Genomic DNA, 18665 nt, shown 5'->3' with positions numbered 1-18665 from the left:
TTTGCTATAATCGAAATATTGATTGGTGATAAAGGAAACATTTGGTGATTTCTGTCGTCTTAATACTTATCTAGATCTATTACTTGCAGAAGGAGCGGGAAAATGAGAAGAGTTGGGTATCGAACGTTGCTACTATTGTTGCTGCCATTATTATTACTATCATTCACTGGACGTGAAGCTGCCGCAGCTGGTAGCAGCTCAGGCAGAATTATTATGGACAATCAAGAGCTTGCTTTGCCAAAAGGAATTAAACTTGAGAATGTCAATGGTAGCGTTATGATTCCCGTCAGAGTGGTAGTGGAGAATCTTGGATTTGAGGTATTGTGGGAGCAGAAGGCCCGCAAAGTAACGGTTCACCAAGATGGAAAAAGCATTGAGCTGGCTGTAGGAAAAAAAACAGCTGATGCGGATGGAGTAACGTTTGATTTAAACGCAGCACCCAAGCAAAGCGGTGGTACAGTTCTCGTTCCGATTCGCTTCGTAAGTGAGCAGTTCGGTCTAAAGGTTGGCTGGGATAATAGCGATAAAACGGTCTATTTGACGGGTGGACAAGCTTCGGTGGCTACACCTGAGGGAACCGTTACTAGTCCAACAGCAACAAGTACTCCTTCTCCAACCCAGATTACTACACCCGGCGTGGATAATGGCACAAGCACTGGAAGTGTTTTGCCCTCACCGACACCACAATCATCCTCAGTACCAGGAAGCACTGGTGTGAATGCAGCAGGTCCGCTGGTAAATGGGGCAGCCTTCACTGAGAATCGATTAATCATCGCTGTTTCTGGGGCCCCTAAACCTAGCATCACAAAAATGAGCAGTCCAGATCGAATCGTCGTAGATTTTCCCGGTGCAGCTTTTGCTCCTGATTTCGTAGGAGGTCTACCGAGTATTACCACAAACGGAAGTCCGCAAGGGAAGCTGGATGTTACTGGTTACCCTCTAGTTTCTGAGATCCGGTATGCGTTGTTCAGTGTAAGTCCTTCTACTGTTAGGTTCGTGATTCAAACGGTCGGGAGCCAGCCTTATCAATTAAGTACGGATGAAAGTACTGGACTGGTGACACTGGATTTGAATGTTACAGGCAGTGAAGGGAACCCCTCAGGTGGTAGTGGAATGACAGGAAAGCCAGTTGTAGTTCTCGACGCGGGTCATGGAGGGACACAATCAGGAGCAGTCAGTCTCACGGGTAAGCTGGAAAAAGACTTCAATCTGGCAGTTATCCGTAAAGTACAAACACTACTTATGCAGGAAGCTTTGGTTGACGTCGTATTTACTAGGACTGAAGACATTACGTTGGGTCTTCAGGATCGAGTAAATATCGCAGAAGCAGCAAAGGCTAATCTATTTATTTCAGTGCATGGGAATTCACTAGAGTTGGGTTATCCGAATAGAGACAAAATAAATGGCAGTGAAACGTACTATTCGCGTAGTGGGAGTCTGCCGCTTGCTCAGGTCATGCACAAACATCTGATAGCAGGTACTGGATTCAAGGACAACGGAGTAAGAACGAAAAGCCTGCATGTTACAAGAGAAACCAGTATGCCGGCAGTACTTCTAGAAGTGGGGTATCTTACTAATTCAGGAAATGAATCAGGGATGTATAGTGAGCAGCTTCAAGACAAATTAGCGAGAGAAATTGTAGCCGGTATTAAGGAATATCTAGGACTTTAATGCTTAATGTTGGTGAGATTTCTCAATTTTTATGGAATATATTCGCAACCTTTATAGATTATTAGCGTCTAATAGAGGTCTGAGGTTGACGTAGACAGGCCATCACGATCGCCATTCACAGGCGAATACTAGATTTAGAGGTGTAGAATGAAGAAATTCAGTTTGATGTTGTTTTTGTTGCTCTTAGTATTTGTTTTGCCTGAGAACGGACATGCTGCTGCCGGGAATAGTAAGATTTTTCTGGACGGCAAGGAGCTGACCGCAGGGCAAAATGTCCCGGTTGAGAATGTGAATGATACAATCATGGTGCCGTTAAGGTTGATCTCTGAAAGCCTTGGATATAAGGTGGGTTGGGATCAGAAGAGCAAGACGGTAACGATTGAACAGCAAGGAAAAGTCATCAAATTGGTTGTGAATCAAAAGATAGCCTCAGTTGATGACAAGACAGTAACACTTACCACAGCACCTATCCTTCGTAGTAATACGACACTTGTACCGATTCGGTTCATTAGTGAACAGTTCGGATTAAATGTCTCGTGGGACAACGTGAAGAAGAGTGTGTATATTATTACCCCAGGATCCTCAAATGATAACGGCAGTTCAGGTGGAAATACTGAAAATGGTGGATCTGAGGTTGTACCGCCGGTAGATCCTTCTAAGAATTTAGCGATGGTAAATGGTGTGAGCTTTAGCGAAAATCGTTTGAGCATAGCCATGGAGGGTAATTCAGTACCGAAAGTGACAGTGATGACTGGGCCGGATCGGTTAGTTGTTGATTTACCTAATGCCACCTTCTCAGACCTATTTGGCACAGGACAGATCCTTGATCCTGACCTAAACGGTAGCTTGGAAGTGAAAGATTATCCCGATGTATCAGGAGTACGTTACTCCCTTTATAGCACGAATCCTTATACAGTACGTTTTGTAATCGATTTGAACTATGCTAAAAATTACAACGTTAGCGTAACTGGAGACGATTCTAAGCTGGTTGTAATCGATCTAAATGCGGAAAGCACTGATGATACTACTACACAACCAGGAAATAATGGCAGAAAGCTAGTAGTATTAGATGCAGGGCATGGTGCTAAAGATTCTGGAGCAGTGGGTGTTACAGGTAAATACGAGAAGAATTTTAATTTGGCCATCGTACTTAAGACAGCTGAATTGCTGAAAAAAGAAAGTAATATTGACGTCGTGTTAACACGAAGTAATGATACTTTCTTGGAGCTTAAAGAAAGAGCAGCTATGGCGAATAATTTAAAAGCTGATATCTTCATATCTGTACACGCCAATAGCTCAGGTTCCTCATCAGCTAGTGGAACAGAAACGTATTATCAACGGGAAGCCAGTAAAGCATTGGCGAACGTGATGCATAAATATCTTGTTCAAGCTACAGGGCTTAGCGATCGCGGTGTACGTTATGGGAATTTCCATGTTATCCGTGAAACGAAAATGCCTGCAGTATTACTTGAAGTGGGATACCTTAGCAACAAAAAAGATGAAGCATTGCTCTTTACAGATGCACTTCAAAACAAAGTTGCGGCTTCAATAGTGAGTGGGATTAAGGAATATTTGGGTATAAAATAACAGACCAGTGGCAGACGAGCGCCGCAAAGTCAGCTTTCTGCTTTTATTTTAAAAGGCAAGAAGTGGTTTTGCGGTACCTGTCTGCCCGTATTCATCTAGAGGAGGCGTTTATTAATGATGAAACAAAAATGGAGTACAATTGGGATCGCTACACTGCTTCTGCTAGTGATTGCTGGCTGTGGAGACAAGCCTACTGCGGCTCCAGCAAATGGTGTGGAGCAAGAGACTTCAAATGTTGTAAGTGGTGCGGGAGAAAGTACACCGGCTCCAAGCGATGAACCAGGAAACGAAGTGACTAGCACTCCGCAACCGACAGCAGATAATAGCAACACAGAAACTCAGGCAACTGCAAAGCCAGTAGCAGAAGAGAAGCAAAAACAGAGCCAGAGTATCGATGCATATTATACGGATTCACAAGTTATGGATCTGATTCCTGCTAAGACTAGCATTAGCTTCTCTGACGATGCCCAGAAATATACAGAGACGTTCAAAGCATTGCAAAGCAACGAGAATACCGACCTTGTATCATTATGGGGCAAGATTGAACTGAAATCGTTAAAGTTTGTTGATGGTCAAATTGTGATGGATCTTCATAAACCGGATGAAGCACAGCTGGGTGCTGGTGGGGAGTCCTTAGCGATTTCATCACTTGCCAAAACCTATTTTCAATTTGAAGAAGTAAAAAGCATCGAAGTTTTGGTGGATGGTGAAAAGGTTGAAAGCTTGATGGGTCATGTTGATCTAATGCATCCAATGACTAGAGATAATAGCTAATTGTTATTACAACAAAGGATAAAAGCATCTAACTGACGAATTTTAAACTATACTATTTATTTGAGTCATAGAGAGGGGAATAATCTATTGTCCGCGCAAAAAAGGTCAAAACGTCCATTGAAGGCTTATTCTACGAAAGCAGTATCGGCTGTTATGGCTGGAACCATGATTTTTAGTGGCGCAAGCGCAGTGTTTGCAGATACAGCCGCTACAGCAGCAACAACTACTACACAATCTGTTGGCATTTTTAGCGATGTGAAGACAGGCTTTTGGGCTGAAAAGCATATTTATAAATTAGCATCACAAGGAATTGTAGTTGGTAATAATGGTTTGTTCCGCCCTGGGGATTCTGTAACTCAACAGGAAGCTGTGCTTATGGCATTACGTTTTATGAAGTTGCAGGATAAAGTGGATACTTCTTCTACGGTTGCCTTACCTAATGATTTTAAGGTTACGAATTATTACAAGGATTATGTAGTGTTGGCTTTTCAACAAGGCCTACTTGATAAGGCGACTGAAATGGCTCCAGATAATCTGAAGACTTCTTGGGGAGAACGTAAAGCCTCCCGCGAATGGATTGCTGAACTCTTAATTCGTGCACTAGGAAAAAGTGCAGATGCAGCCGTAGCAGCTAGTGCGCCGACAGGCTTTGCGGATGATGCTAAAGTGTCTGCAAACAAAAGAGGGTACATCAACGTTGCTGTTGATCTGAAACTAGCCAATGGTCTTGACGGTAATCGCTTTGATCCACAAGGGGCTGTGACCCGTGCTCAATTGGCGACTTTTTTCAGCCGCGCAGAAGCTCACAATACGGTTGAATATGACAACACGGTATCAGGAACAATCAGTCAATTAGCAGGTGGGAAACTCTCCGTCTATAACAACGGAAAGACTTCTACATATACCCTGGGAGCAAGCACCGCTTATTACACAAGCGCTTCTGAAAGTAGAATAAATCTAAGTGATGTCCAACCTTACACAAAGGTTACTGTAATTGGAGCGACATATAACGCAGCCTATGTTGAAGTGACTGACCCTACACAACAAGTGGAGAGCCTTTCCGGAAGCTTCGCAATGGTAGCACCTGGTAATAAGCTATGGCTGAAATCAGCTACTGGGTTCAGTGAATATTACTATGATGAAACGACTACCTTTGTAGATGCGAATGGGACTCCAATTGAACCTGCTTCGCTGGTAGCAGATAGTGTAGTTACGTTGCAACGTGAAACTTATAGTGGGTCACATAAAGTGGTCAAGGTTCAAGTGACTTCAGGCGTTGTTAACAAAACGACGACAGGTACCGTTCAAAGTATAGATCTTACTGGGAAAAGCATTACGTTTAAAAATGCTGCTGGTACGGTGGAAACCTTTAAATGGGAAGATGGAACTTCATTATTCAGCTCGCAATCATCAGTGCTGCAGCCAGCAGATTTAAAGACAGGTGCTGCTGTTAAATATACGATTAAGGAAAATGTGATACGTACTGTAGAAGTGACAGAAGGTGTTGAACGGACAGTTCAAGGTGTACTTACCGAACTGAGCAATTCAACAGTTGTGTATAAAAAAACGGACGGAACACGTGAAGTTAAACTGTTAGGCACGAAGCCGGTGATTGTTATTCCGAATATGAATAGCGCTGTGGCTGATGATCTTATAGCTGATACAGTAGGTGGGGACAAAATTCAGCTTACGCTGAACAGCAGTGATCAAGTCATAAAGATTGAAGTGTTAAGCCGTCAAATTGAGCAGTATAGTGGAGCGACGGTTATTGACTATAATACTAAAACACAGCTGTTGACAGTTATGGATACTGAAAAAAAGGCACATGTCGTTCAGTTGGATGAAAAAACAAAATTGTTGATTGAAGGCGTACTTCCTAACTTAAGTAATGTCGGTACGAAACTTGTTGAGAACCGTAAAGTGAATTTAACGGCAATAGGTCAACGGGCTCTGTCTTTGGAAATTGTCACAAAGTACGAAGGAACCCTGTCTGCTGTTAATTCTTCTTTTAAAACAATTGTATTGAAGCTTAAGGACAGTGGGCAAACTATAACAATGCCTTATCCACAATTAGTTGATATTTTTGGGAAGACTAATCCAACCTTAAGTGATGTTCCTGTTGGTAGTAATGTGACAGCCTCACTGACAACTAGTCAGGATCTAATTGCAGTATTGAAAGTAAAGACCGTTCTTCAGGTTGAAGCAGCAACCGTTAATTCTGGAACCAACCGTATAAGTATTAAATGGAATGGGGGGACCAGTGAGATTAATACTGCGGCGCTCCCAATAACAAATGAAGCCGGTGAGAGCATTAAGCTAACCGCTTTGAAATCGGGAGATTTTCTGAATGTGACTTTTGATGGAAGCACACCGCTCGCTATTCAGGCAGTTAAGCTTACAACTGGTCAGATTAGTTCAGTAGGAGCTGCAACGAATAGCTTAATTGTGAAGGAGTATGCTGGAGCAGCACAAAACTTTACTGTAAGCGGTGGGGTTAGAATCATACGTGATGGCGCCACAACAACTGCTCTTAGTAACTTAACAACAGCGGACAGAGTGGAGATTCGTAAAGACACGGATGGAGCGACAGTCATTCGTGTGTTACCACAGTTAACTCGTTCATTCTCTCGCTATGACAGTACGACGAACTCATTGGTGACTAAGAGAGCTAATCTGAACGATAAGTATCAGTTCACTCTTGCTTCAAATGTATATATTCATCAAGGAGATACGACATTGTCCGTGCAATCTTTGAAAGAAAATGATAATATTATAATGTATTTCAATAATGATATCGTGGTTGAAATTGTGAAACAATAGTAGCAATGGTGGATTTCTGAGTGAATCACCGTCTTGACACAGGAGCTTTGCCTGCGTCAAGACGTTTTTTTTGAAATATAAGAAAGTATAAGAGTTGTATTTTCTTGAAATGTATGAAACCATACGTTATAATACAGACTTTGCTTATATTTCTTTACATTAGAGATGACACGCTCATGTGAGTTTTAATGAGCGTAATCGCTCCGTGGAGGGGACACTATGAAAGTTGCAGAGGTCCGCCACATTTTGGATACGATTGGAGACTTGTTCCCTGATGCTCATTGCGAGCTAAATCACAGTAACGCTTTTGAATTAACGATAGCGGTACTGTTATCAGCCCAATGTACGGATGCAACGGTGAACAAAGTGACCGTGGACCTGTTCCAAAAGTACAAAGCCCCCATCGATTATATTTCTGTACCGCTGGAGGAATTGGAGGGGGATATCCGGCGCATCGGCCTATATCGTAACAAAGCTAAGCATATTCAAAGCCTATGCTCTATACTCATAGAACAGTATGGTGGCGAGGTGCCTGAGGCTCATGACTTGCTTGTAACTTTACCCGGTGTAGGTCGTAAAACTGCAAATGTAGTAGTATCCAATGCTTTTGGAGTTCCTGCCATTGCAGTGGACACGCATGTGGAGAGGGTTGCTAAACGACTTGCATTAGCAGGCTGGAAAGATTCTGTGCTGGAAGTGGAAAAGAAGCTGATGAAGGCTGTGCCACGTGACGAATGGACGATCACTCATCACCGGCTTATCTTTTTCGGACGATATCACTGCAAGGCACAGAACCCAAAATGTCAAGTTTGCCCGCTCCTTGATGTATGTCGAGAGGGCAAAAAACGTATGAAAACAGCTGTTGTCAGGAAAGCTAAAGATCATACGCCAAAAAGTTAGAGTTGAAGAAGAGGATGGGATAGAGATGAAATGCATTTCTGTATACACAGATAATTTTGAAGTGTTCTCGGATATTTTTGATCGCGTAGTGGAAAGCCCACTCGAAGAGAACGAAGAGCAAGAAGTAGAAGGTATCACGATCAGTCATTCCGGTGACGTTCCTGAACACTATTTTGAGCGTATGTCAGTGAAACCTGAGGTTGTTGTAATGAGAGATAAATCTCGTGGTTTGACTATTCTGCAACACGGAAAAGTATTCGAAATTCTGTTGCCTGTTTCGGAAACTGCATAAATTTAGAAGTGATAAAAGGAGTCGGCCCTAGGGTTGGCTCCTTTTTTGCTTCTTACTTTTCTAGCGAAAAAGCAGAAAGATGTTTGAATAACCTCATTTCGTAAGAGATGATAGGTTATTTTGTAAGTAGTGTGTATTTAATTTGTGTCAAACTGGTGATAAACTGTAATTATTATTTATAAAAAAGGTTCTGCGTGACATCACAGAAATTACACCTGTATAAACATTGAATAAGCATAAACGTCTTCGGCGTCCTTATAAGGACGGTAAGCGTTTAAGCGAGAAATATAAGGATAATGTGAAATTTTTACTTTCTTATATTTTAAAAATGAGTCTGATTTCGTATTCTTGAATGGGTTATATTCAAAGCATGATTAGATGGTAACAGTGGAGGTGGAGAGTCAGTGAGAGCGGAACAGGTTAGAATCGAGAAAGAGACATTAAGTGAAACGGCATCGCTGCTTTTCCAGTTGCGTGGATTAATGCATCGCTGGGGTGATGAAGGCTCTGAACGTATATATGAAGATTTACAACATAAAGAGGGTGGGAATGAGCTGACCCTTGCTTTTTGCGGACATTTTTCGGCAGGAAAATCCAGTATGATCAATCTTCTTTGCGGCAGTTCAGTGCTGCCTTCTGGACCTGTGCCGACTAGTGCGAATATTGTCTCTATTCGCAGTGGAGTTCCACGAGTGCTTATTTATCCTAGAGTTGAAGGAAGTAAAAATGATCCTTCTCCTATAGAGACAACTCCAGAAAGATTACAAGAATACTGTCGAAATGGTGGTGAATATTCCGCAATTGAAGTGTGGAATGAGATACCACTGCTAGGCAAGGATGGCGTACTATTGGATACACCTGGTGTAGATTCGACGGATGATGGTCATCAGGCGGCCACCCGCTCTGCGCTGCATTTAGCTGATGTCGTATTTTATGTAATGGATTATAACCATGTACAGTCAGAGAATAATTTGGCCTTTGCTAAAAATCTTAGTGACTGGGGTAAACCTTTGTATCTGATTGTTAATCAGATCGATAAGCACAGGGAACAAGAGATTTCCATTGAGGAATATAAACGTCAACTTGAAAATGCTTTTGAACAATGGGGGATTCATTGTGCGGGAATTCTATTCACCTCTCTCAAAAAGAAAGAGCATCCTCTTAATCATTGGGATCAGCTACTCAGCCTTATAACCGAACTGTTGGAACAAAAGGAACAGCTGCTTCAATATAGCTTGTCTCGTTCTATTCATCATACAGCGGATTCTTCTCTAACTGCATTCCGTGAAGATCAGCAGGAGGAAAGAGCAGCTCTCCTTGAAGAACTAGAAGGTACGAATGCAGAGACAGTGACGAATGAACTGAAGTCACTCGAAGAAGAGAAGGAACGACTTGAGGCGTTGCCTCAGCAGTCACGAGCAAGTTTGCGAACTGGTCTAGACACCTTACTTAATAATGCTAATCTAATGCCTGCAGATGTAAGAGAGGCGTCGGGAAGCTATATGGAAAGTGCTAGCCCTACGTTTCGATTAGGGTTATTCTCTACGGCTGCACGGCGGGAGAAGGAACAAAGTAAACGACTGGCAGTCTGGCAAGGACTGTTGACCCGAGAGGTTTCCGCTCAGCTGGAATGGCATTTGATTCAGCTGGTACGTGATTGGGCGGAGAATCTCGGGCTATGGGAGGAGGAGGCGGAGACGACTCTGAAGCAAGGGTTCCCGGCGGTGAGCCAGGAGTGGCTGGCGGCTGCAGTTAAGCCGGGAACGGGGTATAGCGGCGAGGCGCTGCTCAATTTCTGCCGCACACTTGCGGCTGATATTAAGAGCCAGTTCCGCCGTGCCGCGTTAGCGGTGAGCGATGTGCTGTTAGCGAAGCTGCCGCCGCTCATGGAGGAGCAGCGTGCCGTACTCCAGCGCCGCGAACAGGCTCTTGCGCGGCAGGCGCGCGCCGTTGACGCGCTAGCCGCGCTGGACCGCGCGGCAGCTGCCCGCGCGCACGAGCTCGCGGCGCTGCTGCCGCCGCGCCGGCCCCTCACCCCCGGCATCCTGCCGGAGGTGAGGGTAACCCCGCGAGCGGCTGCGCAGAGCGCCGCACCGCGGGAGGTCCAGCCGCCGCAAAACGTCGCGGCTGGAAGTGCCGCCGCCGCAAATTGGGCGGCGGGAACGGCTTCGCCGGCGGGCGGACGCCGCCGGCTATCGGCAGCCGCTGACGCGCTGGCGGCTGCGGCAGAGCTGCTGCGCCGCGAGCCAGCGATGGCATCGGCGGCGCGGAGTCTGGCCGCACGGGCGGAGGATCTCGCCGGCGGCCGCTTTACCCTCGCGCTGTTTGGTGCATTCAGCGCGGGTAAGTCCTCCTTCGCCAACGCTTTGCTCGGCGAAGAAGTGCTGCCCGTGTCTCCACATCCCGCCACGGCTGCGGTCAACCGCATATTAGCGCCGGAAGGTGACTTCCGCCATGCCAGCGCGGTTGTCACAATGAAGACCATGGCAGATTTCTGGGATGACATCTGCCATTCCTTCAGTGTGCTGCAACTAGGAGAACCACAGCAAAACTCATGGACAACAGTTCTAGCAAGCTTGCCTGCTAGGGGAGTTCATCCCTCTGCGTTGCCACATGCTGGATTTCTAAGGGCAGCAGCGGCTGGCTGGGCAGAAGCTGAGCCCTTGCTGGGAACGGTGCGAACGGTTGATTTAGAAGAATACCGAGGCCTTGTAGCGGAGGAGACCCGAGCCTGTTTTGTGCAGGGGATTGATTTGTATTATGCCTGTCCATTGACCGAAAGCGGAATTGTACTCGTGGATACACCAGGAGCCGACTCATTGCATGCTCGTCATACAGGCGTAACCTTTAATTACATGAAAAACGCAGACGCGATTTGTTTTGTTACCTATTACAACCACGCCTTTTCAAAAGCAGATCGAGGTCTGCTTGCGCAGCTAGGCCGTATTAAAGATAGCTTTGCACTTGATAAAATGTTCTTTATTATCAACGCTTCTGATCTTGCTTCAGGCGAAGATGAATTGGAAGAGGTACGAGAACATGTTGCTCAGAATTTACGTGCAGGCGGCTTACGCTCGCCGAGAATTTATGCACTCTCTAGCTTGCTTGCTTTGGAAGGGAAAACCCAGCATGATTATGCACGCTATGAGGCTTCCCGTTTCCATCATTTTGAGCAAGCCTTATCAAGCTTTGCGGGAGATGAACTTCCTCAACTTTCACTTAACGCAGCTGCAGAGAGCATCGCATCTGTTCGCCGCAGGGCGGAAGAGTGGCAGAATCTCGCTTCCATGGCGGCAAACGAGCGTGAAGCAGGATTAAAAGAAATGCAAGAACGTCGTCAGCTAGCTATGAAGAGACTTTCCCTATTGGAGACCGAAGAACGTCCTAGCAGAGATCTTGTTCATGAAGGTGAGGAACTGATCTATCATGTCTGTCAACGAATTAGCTTCTCCTTCACCAGAAATTTTCAGGAATCTTTCCACCCCTCATTATTACGTGAGGACGCAGGAAATTTAAAAGCTATCTTCGCTGCGTGTGGTGCAGAGCTGATGCGTACCACTAAGCGTGAATTGGAGCAAGAGCTATGGGCGACAACGCTGCGACTAGAAAGTACCGGGCGTAGACTTGTTCATGAAGCGGCTGAAGCGGCTGCTACTGAGCTGTTTTTCTCTACTCAAGAGTTTCATCTGATGGAGAATGAAGAAGCAGCATGGCCTTCTCCTAGTGAGCTGGAATGCCAGCTTCAGTCCGTGGAATGGCCAACCTTATGGGGATATTTCAAATCCCCTCGCTATTTCTTTGAAGGCGCTGGCCGGGAGCAAGTCAAAGGTGCGGCTGAGCCTCTTGTGAAAGAAGCTGTTAATGTTGCGGCGGCAGAGCAGAAGAAAAAATTGCTTGCGCATTATGTCGATTGCATAACCAGAGAATTAAAGGTTGCTGCAGAACGCCTACAAGAAGGGTTAGCGGAGCAAGAGAAAGCGATGTTAGATCTCCTTAAAGGGGGTGAATCCGCAGATCATTGGGGTCAATTAGGTCACCAATTATCTCTCTTGGAACAATCTTTCGTTGATAGATTAGACAAAAATCTTTGAAATTTGTAGGAAATTGTCGAAGAACACTTGCAATCTGGCGTATGATGGATGAAAATAAAGAAGCCTGAAAATATACAATGAAACTGTTTTGTTTTCAGAAATTTATGGAAACGAGATAGTCAATTTGCCGAAAGAGGTTGAAATCGACAATGTGGGGAGCTCCTTTTTCAGCTCAAAGCCGCAAGCTGCTGCTACTGGGCAGCGGGGAACTGGGTAAGGAAGTCATAATCGAAGCTCAACGTCTTGGCGTAGAGACCGTAGCTGTAGACCGTTATAGCGATGCACCAGCGATGGGTGTAGCTCATCGTTCACATGTTATTGATATGCTGGATGCAGAGGCGCTTAAAACGCTTATTCGCTCAGAAAAACCGGATGTTATTGTTCCGGAGATTGAAGCAATCGCTACTCATGCTCTTCAAGAGCTTGAAGAGGAAGGTTTCTTCGTTGTTCCGACCGCACGAGCGGCTCGTCTGACCATGGACAGAGAAGGCATTCGCCGACTTGCTGCTGAAGAACTTGGATTGCCAACAGCGGATTATCGTTTTGCAGATAGTCTGGAAGAACTGCATCAAGCCGTTGCAGAACTAGGCACTCCTTGTGTCATCAAGCCGATTATGAGTTCTTCCGGTAAAGGTCAGAGTGTTTGCAAAAGACCGGAGGATGCGGAAGAATGCTGGAACACTGCTTTGGATGGAGCGAGAGCTAAAGGGACTCGTGTTATCGTAGAGGCATTCGTTACCTTTGAAAGCGAGATTACACTTTTAACGGTGCGGTCCGTGTCTGGCACGATATTTTGTCCACCTATTGGGCATATTCAGAAGGACGGGGATTATGTCGAATCATGGCAGCCTCACTTTATGAAGGCGGAACTTCTGGATGAAGCTCAGTCTATTGCCAAGGCAGTTACCGATCAGCTCGGAGGTTTTGGTATTTTTGGAGTGGAGCTTTTCTTGACGGATCGAGGCGTATTGTTTAGCGAAGTGTCCCCTAGACCTCATGATACGGGGATGGTAACGATGGCAACGCAGGATTTATCTCAATTTGCAGTGCATGTCAGAGCTATTCTTGGTTTTCCAGTCCAGTCAGTACAATTACTGACACCAGGTGCCTCAGCTACGCTGAAGGCTGAAGGAGAAGGACGAGCTTTTGTTGTGACCGGAATTGGTGAAGCTTTGGAACTACCTAGGACTCAGGTTCGGGTGTTTGGTAAACCAGAAGTCCGTCCAGGGCGGCGGATGGCTGTAGCATTAAGTGCGGCGGAAAATGTGGAAATCGCGCGGACGGTAGCCAAGCAGGCAGCGTCTATGCTAAAAGTGGAGGTAAATGAGGATGAACAGTAGTACCATGGCACCTGTACTGGAAATTCGCAAATGCGGCTTGAATGATCTGGAGAGAGTGACAGCGCTTCTGCGTGAATTCGGCTATCCAACAACGCTTAGCGTGATGAAAGAGAGACTTGAAAGCATGGAGAATAACCATCTCCAATGCACGCTTGTTGCAGAACTAAACAATGAAGTTGTGGGAATGGTCGGTCTTAGACAGGTAATCTCGTATTACAAACAGACAGATTGTATCACTGAGATTACTGCACTTATCGTATCAGAAGAACTCAGAGGAAACGGACTCGGTAAAAGACTTGTGGCCGCAGCTGAAGAATGGGCACGTGAGCAAGGTTGCTGTCAGCTCTTCTTGAGAAGTGGTAACCGCGTAGAACGCGCACCGGCACATGCTTTTTATCGTCATCTAGGTTTCGAAAAGACAGCAGGCTATCGCTTTAACAAAGCGTTGCTATAATACTTATAGGTTCCGATCATCCCCATCCCAGCTACGGCGGGATGGTTTTTTTTGCTCAAAATCTATTTAAATAACTTAACCATAGATGGAATAGTTTGAATCATATAGAATGAATTTTATGACAGTTAAATAAATCGTGTCCAAAGAGGGATGAGAAATGTACAAGTTAATACTTGCTGAAGATGAAGAAGATGTAAGGGAAGGGGTCATCAGTCAGATTGATTGGGAGCACTATGGCTTCGAAATTGTAGAACAGGCGGAGAATGGACGAGAGGCAGCGGATGCGATAGATCGTTTACTCCCGGATGTAGTTGTGACTGATATTCAAATGCCTTTTATGAACGGGCTGCAGCTGGCGGAATGGATTCGCGAGCGGCATCCTAATACCAAGATCATTATTCTGACAGGGTATGATGAATTTGAATATGCACAGAAGGCGATTAAACTGCAAATCGATGAGTATATTTTGAAACCGTTTTCTTCACAGGAGCTGATTGATGTTCTGCTAAAGGTCAGAGCCACTATAGAGGCTGAAATCGCAGAGAAGGAGAATGTTTTTGTACTCAGTGAGCATTATCGGAAAAGTCTGCCTGTGCTGCGTGAGCAGTTTTTATCTTCACTAGTTTCACGCAAGTTACGAATGAATGAAATAGACGAGAAAAGTTCGGAATACGGAATAGATCTACATGGAAAATGGTTCCAAGCCTCGGTAATTAGTGTGGATTATATTCGTCCAGAGCGGGAAACGGTTAGCCTTACCGCAGGTAAGCAAATTTCTTTGCGAGATACGGGAGAGAGAAATTTACAGCTCTTCGCTGTGCTGAATATTGCAGAAGAATTATGTAATAAGCATAATTTTGGCAGGGTGTTTATCCATCGTGATGAGGTAGTGCTTCTTTCCATTTGTGATGCAGGAGAAGAAACTGAAATTACGGGGAAGACTTTTGAAATTCTAGAAGAAATCCGCCACAATGTGCAGCGGTTTCTTAAGCTAACGGTAACCGCTGGTTCTGGAACGGTTTGTCACTCGCCTGCTATGCTATTTAACTCCTTTGGAGATGCCATGCAAGCGTTAGATTATCGTCTCATTCTTGGCAATAACAGAGTCATTTGGATCGAGGATGTGGAGTCACGTTCGAATACACTCTTGGCCTATGATGAATTGACCCAGCAGTCCTTAATCCGAACGATTAAGATGGGAACCGTACAGGAGCTTAAGGAGGTCGTGGAGGAGTTATTTGGCGGATTGAATGCTGAGCAGGTATCTACTCAGGATTATCAGATTTTTTTGCTGGAGATTATTACATCCATCCTGCGTGTAGCCAAAGAGTCCGGTAGTGATGCTGATAAGTTCGTTGGATCTGGCATTTCCTCATTAACTGAGATGAATAAATTCAATAGTATGAGTGAAGCCAAGCAATGGATTATTACGATCTGCAGCCGGCTAATGGACTCTATTGCCTTAGAACGCCAATCTAGCTATAAGCTGCTCATTGATGAAGCTAAAGATTACATCCGTAGCCATTATGAGGAATCGGATATTTCTATCGGAAAGGTCTGTCAGCATTTACATATCAGTACGGGTTATTTTAGCAGTATTTTTAAGAAGGAAATGAAGATGACTTTCGTTAGTTATCTCTTGCAAATCCGATTAGAGGCAGCAAAGGAACTTTTACGCTCCACGGAACTGAAGGCTTTTGAAATCGCCGAGAAAATTGGCTTTGCTGATCCTAACTATTTCAGCTTTTGCTTCCGTAAAAAATATGGTCAGTCTCCCAAAGAGTATAAAAATAGCTCCAGAGGAGGGTAGTTATGCGGCAAGAAAAGCCCTATTCTTTTCGACTGCGGCCGCAGCATCCAACAGGGGGGAAACGCCGGTTGTCCTCTAAGCTGCGTAGTATTCAAGTAACGATTACGCTCACTTTTACATCCGTTGCCGTTCTTGTAGCCGTTGTTGTCAGCCTTATGCTATATAACAAGTTTGCGAAGACAGCAGAAGAGAATGCCAATATGAATATGCAGCAGATTATTGAGCAAGTGAACTACAATTTGGAGCTTTATGTTAAAGGAATGCGAAATATTTTTGAAACAGCAGAAGATCAAATTACGAATAGTCCCTCCGTAGACTCCGCTTTACTGATGGAAAGAATGGCTATGTTAATGGGAAGTAGAGAGGATCTGGTTTCTGCTGCGGTTTTTACTCCTCAGGGGAAATACGTCGTGGGTACAGCAGGACAGAAGTTGCGCAGCAACACACAATTAGAAACCCAGAGCTGGTTTACAACGGCCAAAAGAACATCTGAGATCTCCTATTCAGCGCCCCATATTCAGAACTTGTTTAAAGGTCAATATATTTGGGTTGTGTCGATCAGTAAACTCATTCAATATCAGGAAAATGGAGTCCTAAAAACGGGTATCCTCCTGATGGATTTTAACTTTCGCACCATAGATGAGCTGAGTAAGCAGGTTAAGCTTGGTAAAAGAGGATACGCTTACATCCTCGATCAGTTAGGCAACATCGTGTATCATCCGCAGCAGCAGCTTATTTATGCTGGTTTAAAGTATGAGAATGTGGAGCCGGTATTGGAATATGCTTATCGTAGCTATTTGGATGAGTCTACAGGTGAAAAACGATTTATTACAGTACGTACGTTAGAACAAACCGGGTGGAAAATAGTAGGTGTTGCTTATTATGACGAGATCGTGACCACCAAGCGTGATCTGAACAACTTTTTATCCTGGTTCTTAGCGGTAGTTATTTTATGTGTAATTATCGTATCTGTCGTTTTGTCTGCGCGAATTGCCCGCCCGATCCGTAAGCTGGAACGGACACTTCAGCAGGTAGGAGAAGGGGATCTTAATACTCGAATCGATGTGAGTGGCGCCTATGAGGTAGAACAGTTGTCTAAACGCTTTAACCTCATGCTACAGCGTATCCGTCAATTGATGGATCAAATTATTTATGAACAAGAGACGAAACGTAAGGGTGAGCTTGAAGTTCTGCAATCCCAGATTAATCCACACTTTTTGTACAATACTTTGAACTCTGTGATCCGGCTTGCTGAGCGTGGTAAGACGGAGGAGGTCGTTACAATGATTCAATCTTTATCTAAGTTTTTCCGAATTAGTCTAAGCAAAGGGAATAATATGATTACCGTGCAGGAAGAGCTTGATCATATTCGTCATTATCTCGTCATTCAGAGCTTTCGTTTTAAAAATAAATTCCGCTACGAGATCATTGCACAAGATGAAGTACTGCAGTGTCAGACGATTAAGCTGATTTTGCAGCCGATTGTAGAGAATGCCTTGTATCACGGAATAGAAATGATGCCTGATGAAGGCTTTATCTCTATCCAAGCAGAACTGAAGGACAATCTTGTCATTATAAGGATAAGTGATAATGGATTAGGAATGTCCAAGGAGACTATGAAGGTTATTTTGACAGGCGGCAGTAAGAGTATGAGTGGTTCCGGGGTAGGCGTAAGAAATGTGAACGAGCGTATTGAGTTGTACTATGGCCGTGAATATGGACTTTCTTTTGAAAGTGAAATTGAAGAAGGCACTACGGTTACCCTTATCTTCCCGGCACTAGCAAAAGGCGAAGGCAATGAAGGGCTTAAGGGGGATGAGACATCGTCATGAAAACCTTTCGTTTTTGGCTAACCTTGTTAATGTGTGCGGTGTTATGGACTACAGTTACCTCTTGTTTTAATTCAGCGCCCAATTACATCAACACAAATAAGACCCGTAATATTCATCTTATTGTGAAAATGAACAGGGGCGATTACTGGAATACGGTTAAATTGGGAGCAGAAGCTGCAGCGCAGGAATTCAACGTCAAATTAACCTTCAAAGCTCCGGACTCCGAGAGTGACATCACAGAACAGGTGAAAATGGTGCAGGACTCCATAAAAGAAAAAGCAGACGTGATTATTTTAGCTGCAAGTAGTTACATGGGGCTTGCTCAGGTTGTAGATCAGGCGGCTTATTCCAAAATCCCTGTCATATCCGTAGATGCGGAAGTAGGTTCAGCAAGAGTAAGGACATATATTGGTTCGAACGGCTATGAAGCGGGTCAAAAATCTGCAGAACGATTGATCAAGCTGTTAAAAGGATACGGCGAGGTTGGCATTATTAACTTCACCAATTCAACGCAGAGTGAGAAGCTGGAGTCTTCTAACGGCATTGAGTATGGTGCAAGAGATGCGGAGGAGCGGGAGAAGGGATTTTTAAATTACACTGCACGTTATCCGAATATACAAGTGGTTGAGATTTCATACACGACCTCCAGTATTAAGGATGCAGAAGATCTTACACAACTGATGCTGCTGAAGCATCCGAATCTTCGGGGAATCGCGAGCCTGAATGAGACTGCTTCACAGGGGGCGGCAATGGCTATCCAAAGTCGGGGGCTGCAAAATATAAAAATGGTAGCCTTTGATAGCTCTCCTTCCATGATGGAATTGCTGCAGGACGGTACTGTTCAAGCAACAGTGATCCAAAATCCTTTTAGCAACGGGTATTTGGCTGTAAAACATGCCGTTGAAGTGATCGAAGGAATCGATGTACCAGAACGCGTCGATACAGGAACAAAGCTAATTGATTTGGACAATATGCTGTGGCCAGAGAATCAAAAGCTGTTATTTCCGTTTGTTAGATAGAAGCTGATTTAAAATAGGCGCCGAAGGCGTTTATGCTTATACGTTTCGTGTAACGGATACCATCCTTGAATGGGG

Annotated in this window: 12 protein-coding genes; all 12 read left to right on the top strand. The window is 44.6% G+C overall.

Going from position 1 to position 18665, the window contains the following annotated elements; all coding sequences use genetic code 11:
- The first annotated feature begins 102 nt into the window (after positions 1–102).
- The 12 genes from MHI27_RS21210 to MHI27_RS21155 all read left to right on the top strand — a co-directional run bounded on the left by MHI27_RS21210 (position 103) and on the right by MHI27_RS21155 (position 18590).
- Positions 103–1671, top strand: a complete 1569-nt coding sequence (locus tag MHI27_RS21210; RefSeq protein WP_405174669.1) for an N-acetylmuramoyl-L-alanine amidase — start codon at positions 103–105, stop codon at positions 1669–1671.
- A 147-nt stretch (positions 1672–1818) separates the two neighbouring features.
- Entirely contained in the window at positions 1819–3258 is a 1440-nt protein-coding gene (locus MHI27_RS21205; protein WP_405174668.1) for an N-acetylmuramoyl-L-alanine amidase, read from the top strand.
- A 114-nt stretch (positions 3259–3372) separates the two neighbouring features.
- Complete coding sequence (locus MHI27_RS21200) at positions 3373–4032, top strand: GerMN domain-containing protein (RefSeq protein ID WP_405174667.1); 660 nt, start codon at positions 3373–3375, stop codon at positions 4030–4032.
- Between the two features lie 87 nt (positions 4033–4119).
- Positions 4120–6852, top strand: a complete 2733-nt coding sequence (locus MHI27_RS21195; RefSeq protein ID WP_405174666.1) for an S-layer homology domain-containing protein — start codon at positions 4120–4122, stop codon at positions 6850–6852.
- 219 nt (positions 6853–7071) lie between these two features.
- Positions 7072–7752 carry an endonuclease III gene (gene nth / locus MHI27_RS21190; RefSeq protein ID WP_042190074.1) on the top strand — a complete coding sequence of 227 codons (681 nt, stop codon included), beginning with the start codon at positions 7072–7074 and terminating at the stop codon, positions 7750–7752.
- Between the two features lie 25 nt (positions 7753–7777).
- Entirely contained in the window at positions 7778–8044 is a 267-nt protein-coding gene (locus tag MHI27_RS21185; protein WP_042129455.1) for a hypothetical protein, read from the top strand.
- 404 nt (positions 8045–8448) lie between these two features.
- The gene (locus MHI27_RS21180) at positions 8449–12135 is read left to right on the top strand and encodes a dynamin family protein (RefSeq protein WP_405174665.1); all 3687 of its coding nucleotides are present in this window, start codon (positions 8449–8451) and stop codon (positions 12133–12135) included.
- Between the two features lie 149 nt (positions 12136–12284).
- Positions 12285–13475: a formate-dependent phosphoribosylglycinamide formyltransferase gene (purT, locus tag MHI27_RS21175; protein WP_339271732.1), complete on the top strand. Its 1191-nt coding sequence runs from the start codon at positions 12285–12287 to the stop codon at positions 13473–13475.
- Complete coding sequence (locus MHI27_RS21170) at positions 13465–13929, top strand: GNAT family N-acetyltransferase (RefSeq protein ID WP_231573317.1); 465 nt, start codon at positions 13465–13467, stop codon at positions 13927–13929. Before purT ends, MHI27_RS21170 begins: the two co-directional genes overlap by 11 nt.
- Positions 13930–14086: 157 nt before the next feature.
- Positions 14087–15739, top strand: coding sequence for a response regulator (locus tag MHI27_RS21165; protein WP_405174664.1), 1653 nt, complete (start codon positions 14087–14089; stop codon positions 15737–15739).
- Positions 15740–15741: 2 nt separating this feature from the next.
- Entirely contained in the window at positions 15742–17571 is a 1830-nt protein-coding gene (locus MHI27_RS21160) for a sensor histidine kinase (RefSeq protein ID WP_405174663.1), read from the top strand.
- The gene (locus MHI27_RS21155) at positions 17568–18590 is read left to right on the top strand and encodes a substrate-binding domain-containing protein (protein WP_076284597.1); all 1023 of its coding nucleotides are present in this window, start codon (positions 17568–17570) and stop codon (positions 18588–18590) included. Before MHI27_RS21160 ends, MHI27_RS21155 begins: the two co-directional genes overlap by 4 nt.
- The last annotated feature ends 75 nt before the right edge of the window (positions 18591–18665 follow it).

It is taken from the genome of Paenibacillus sp. FSL H8-0261, from assembly GCF_045040645.1.
Lineage (GTDB): Bacteria > Bacillota > Bacilli > Paenibacillales > Paenibacillaceae > Paenibacillus_AQ.
The sequence above is the reverse complement of the archived record's forward strand: the minus strand, read 5'-3'. Positions and strand labels throughout refer to the sequence as shown.

Coding starts and splice junctions, on each gene's coding strand:
- MHI27_RS21210 (WP_405174669.1), top strand. CDS start 103: ATGAGAAGAGTTGGGTATCGAACGTTGCTACTATTGTTGCTGCCATTA.
- MHI27_RS21205 (WP_405174668.1), top strand. CDS start 1,819: ATGAAGAAATTCAGTTTGATGTTGTTTTTGTTGCTCTTAGTATTTGTT.
- MHI27_RS21200 (WP_405174667.1), top strand. CDS start 3,373: ATGATGAAACAAAAATGGAGTACAATTGGGATCGCTACACTGCTTCTG.
- nth (WP_042190074.1), top strand. CDS start 7,072: ATGAAAGTTGCAGAGGTCCGCCACATTTTGGATACGATTGGAGACTTG.
- MHI27_RS21185 (WP_042129455.1), top strand. CDS start 7,778: ATGAAATGCATTTCTGTATACACAGATAATTTTGAAGTGTTCTCGGAT.
- purT (WP_339271732.1), top strand. CDS start 12,285: ATGTGGGGAGCTCCTTTTTCAGCTCAAAGCCGCAAGCTGCTGCTACTG.
- MHI27_RS21170 (WP_231573317.1), top strand. CDS start 13,465: ATGAACAGTAGTACCATGGCACCTGTACTGGAAATTCGCAAATGCGGC.
- MHI27_RS21165 (WP_405174664.1), top strand. CDS start 14,087: ATGTACAAGTTAATACTTGCTGAAGATGAAGAAGATGTAAGGGAAGGG.
- MHI27_RS21160 (WP_405174663.1), top strand. CDS start 15,742: ATGCGGCAAGAAAAGCCCTATTCTTTTCGACTGCGGCCGCAGCATCCA.
- MHI27_RS21155 (WP_076284597.1), top strand. CDS start 17,568: ATGAAAACCTTTCGTTTTTGGCTAACCTTGTTAATGTGTGCGGTGTTA.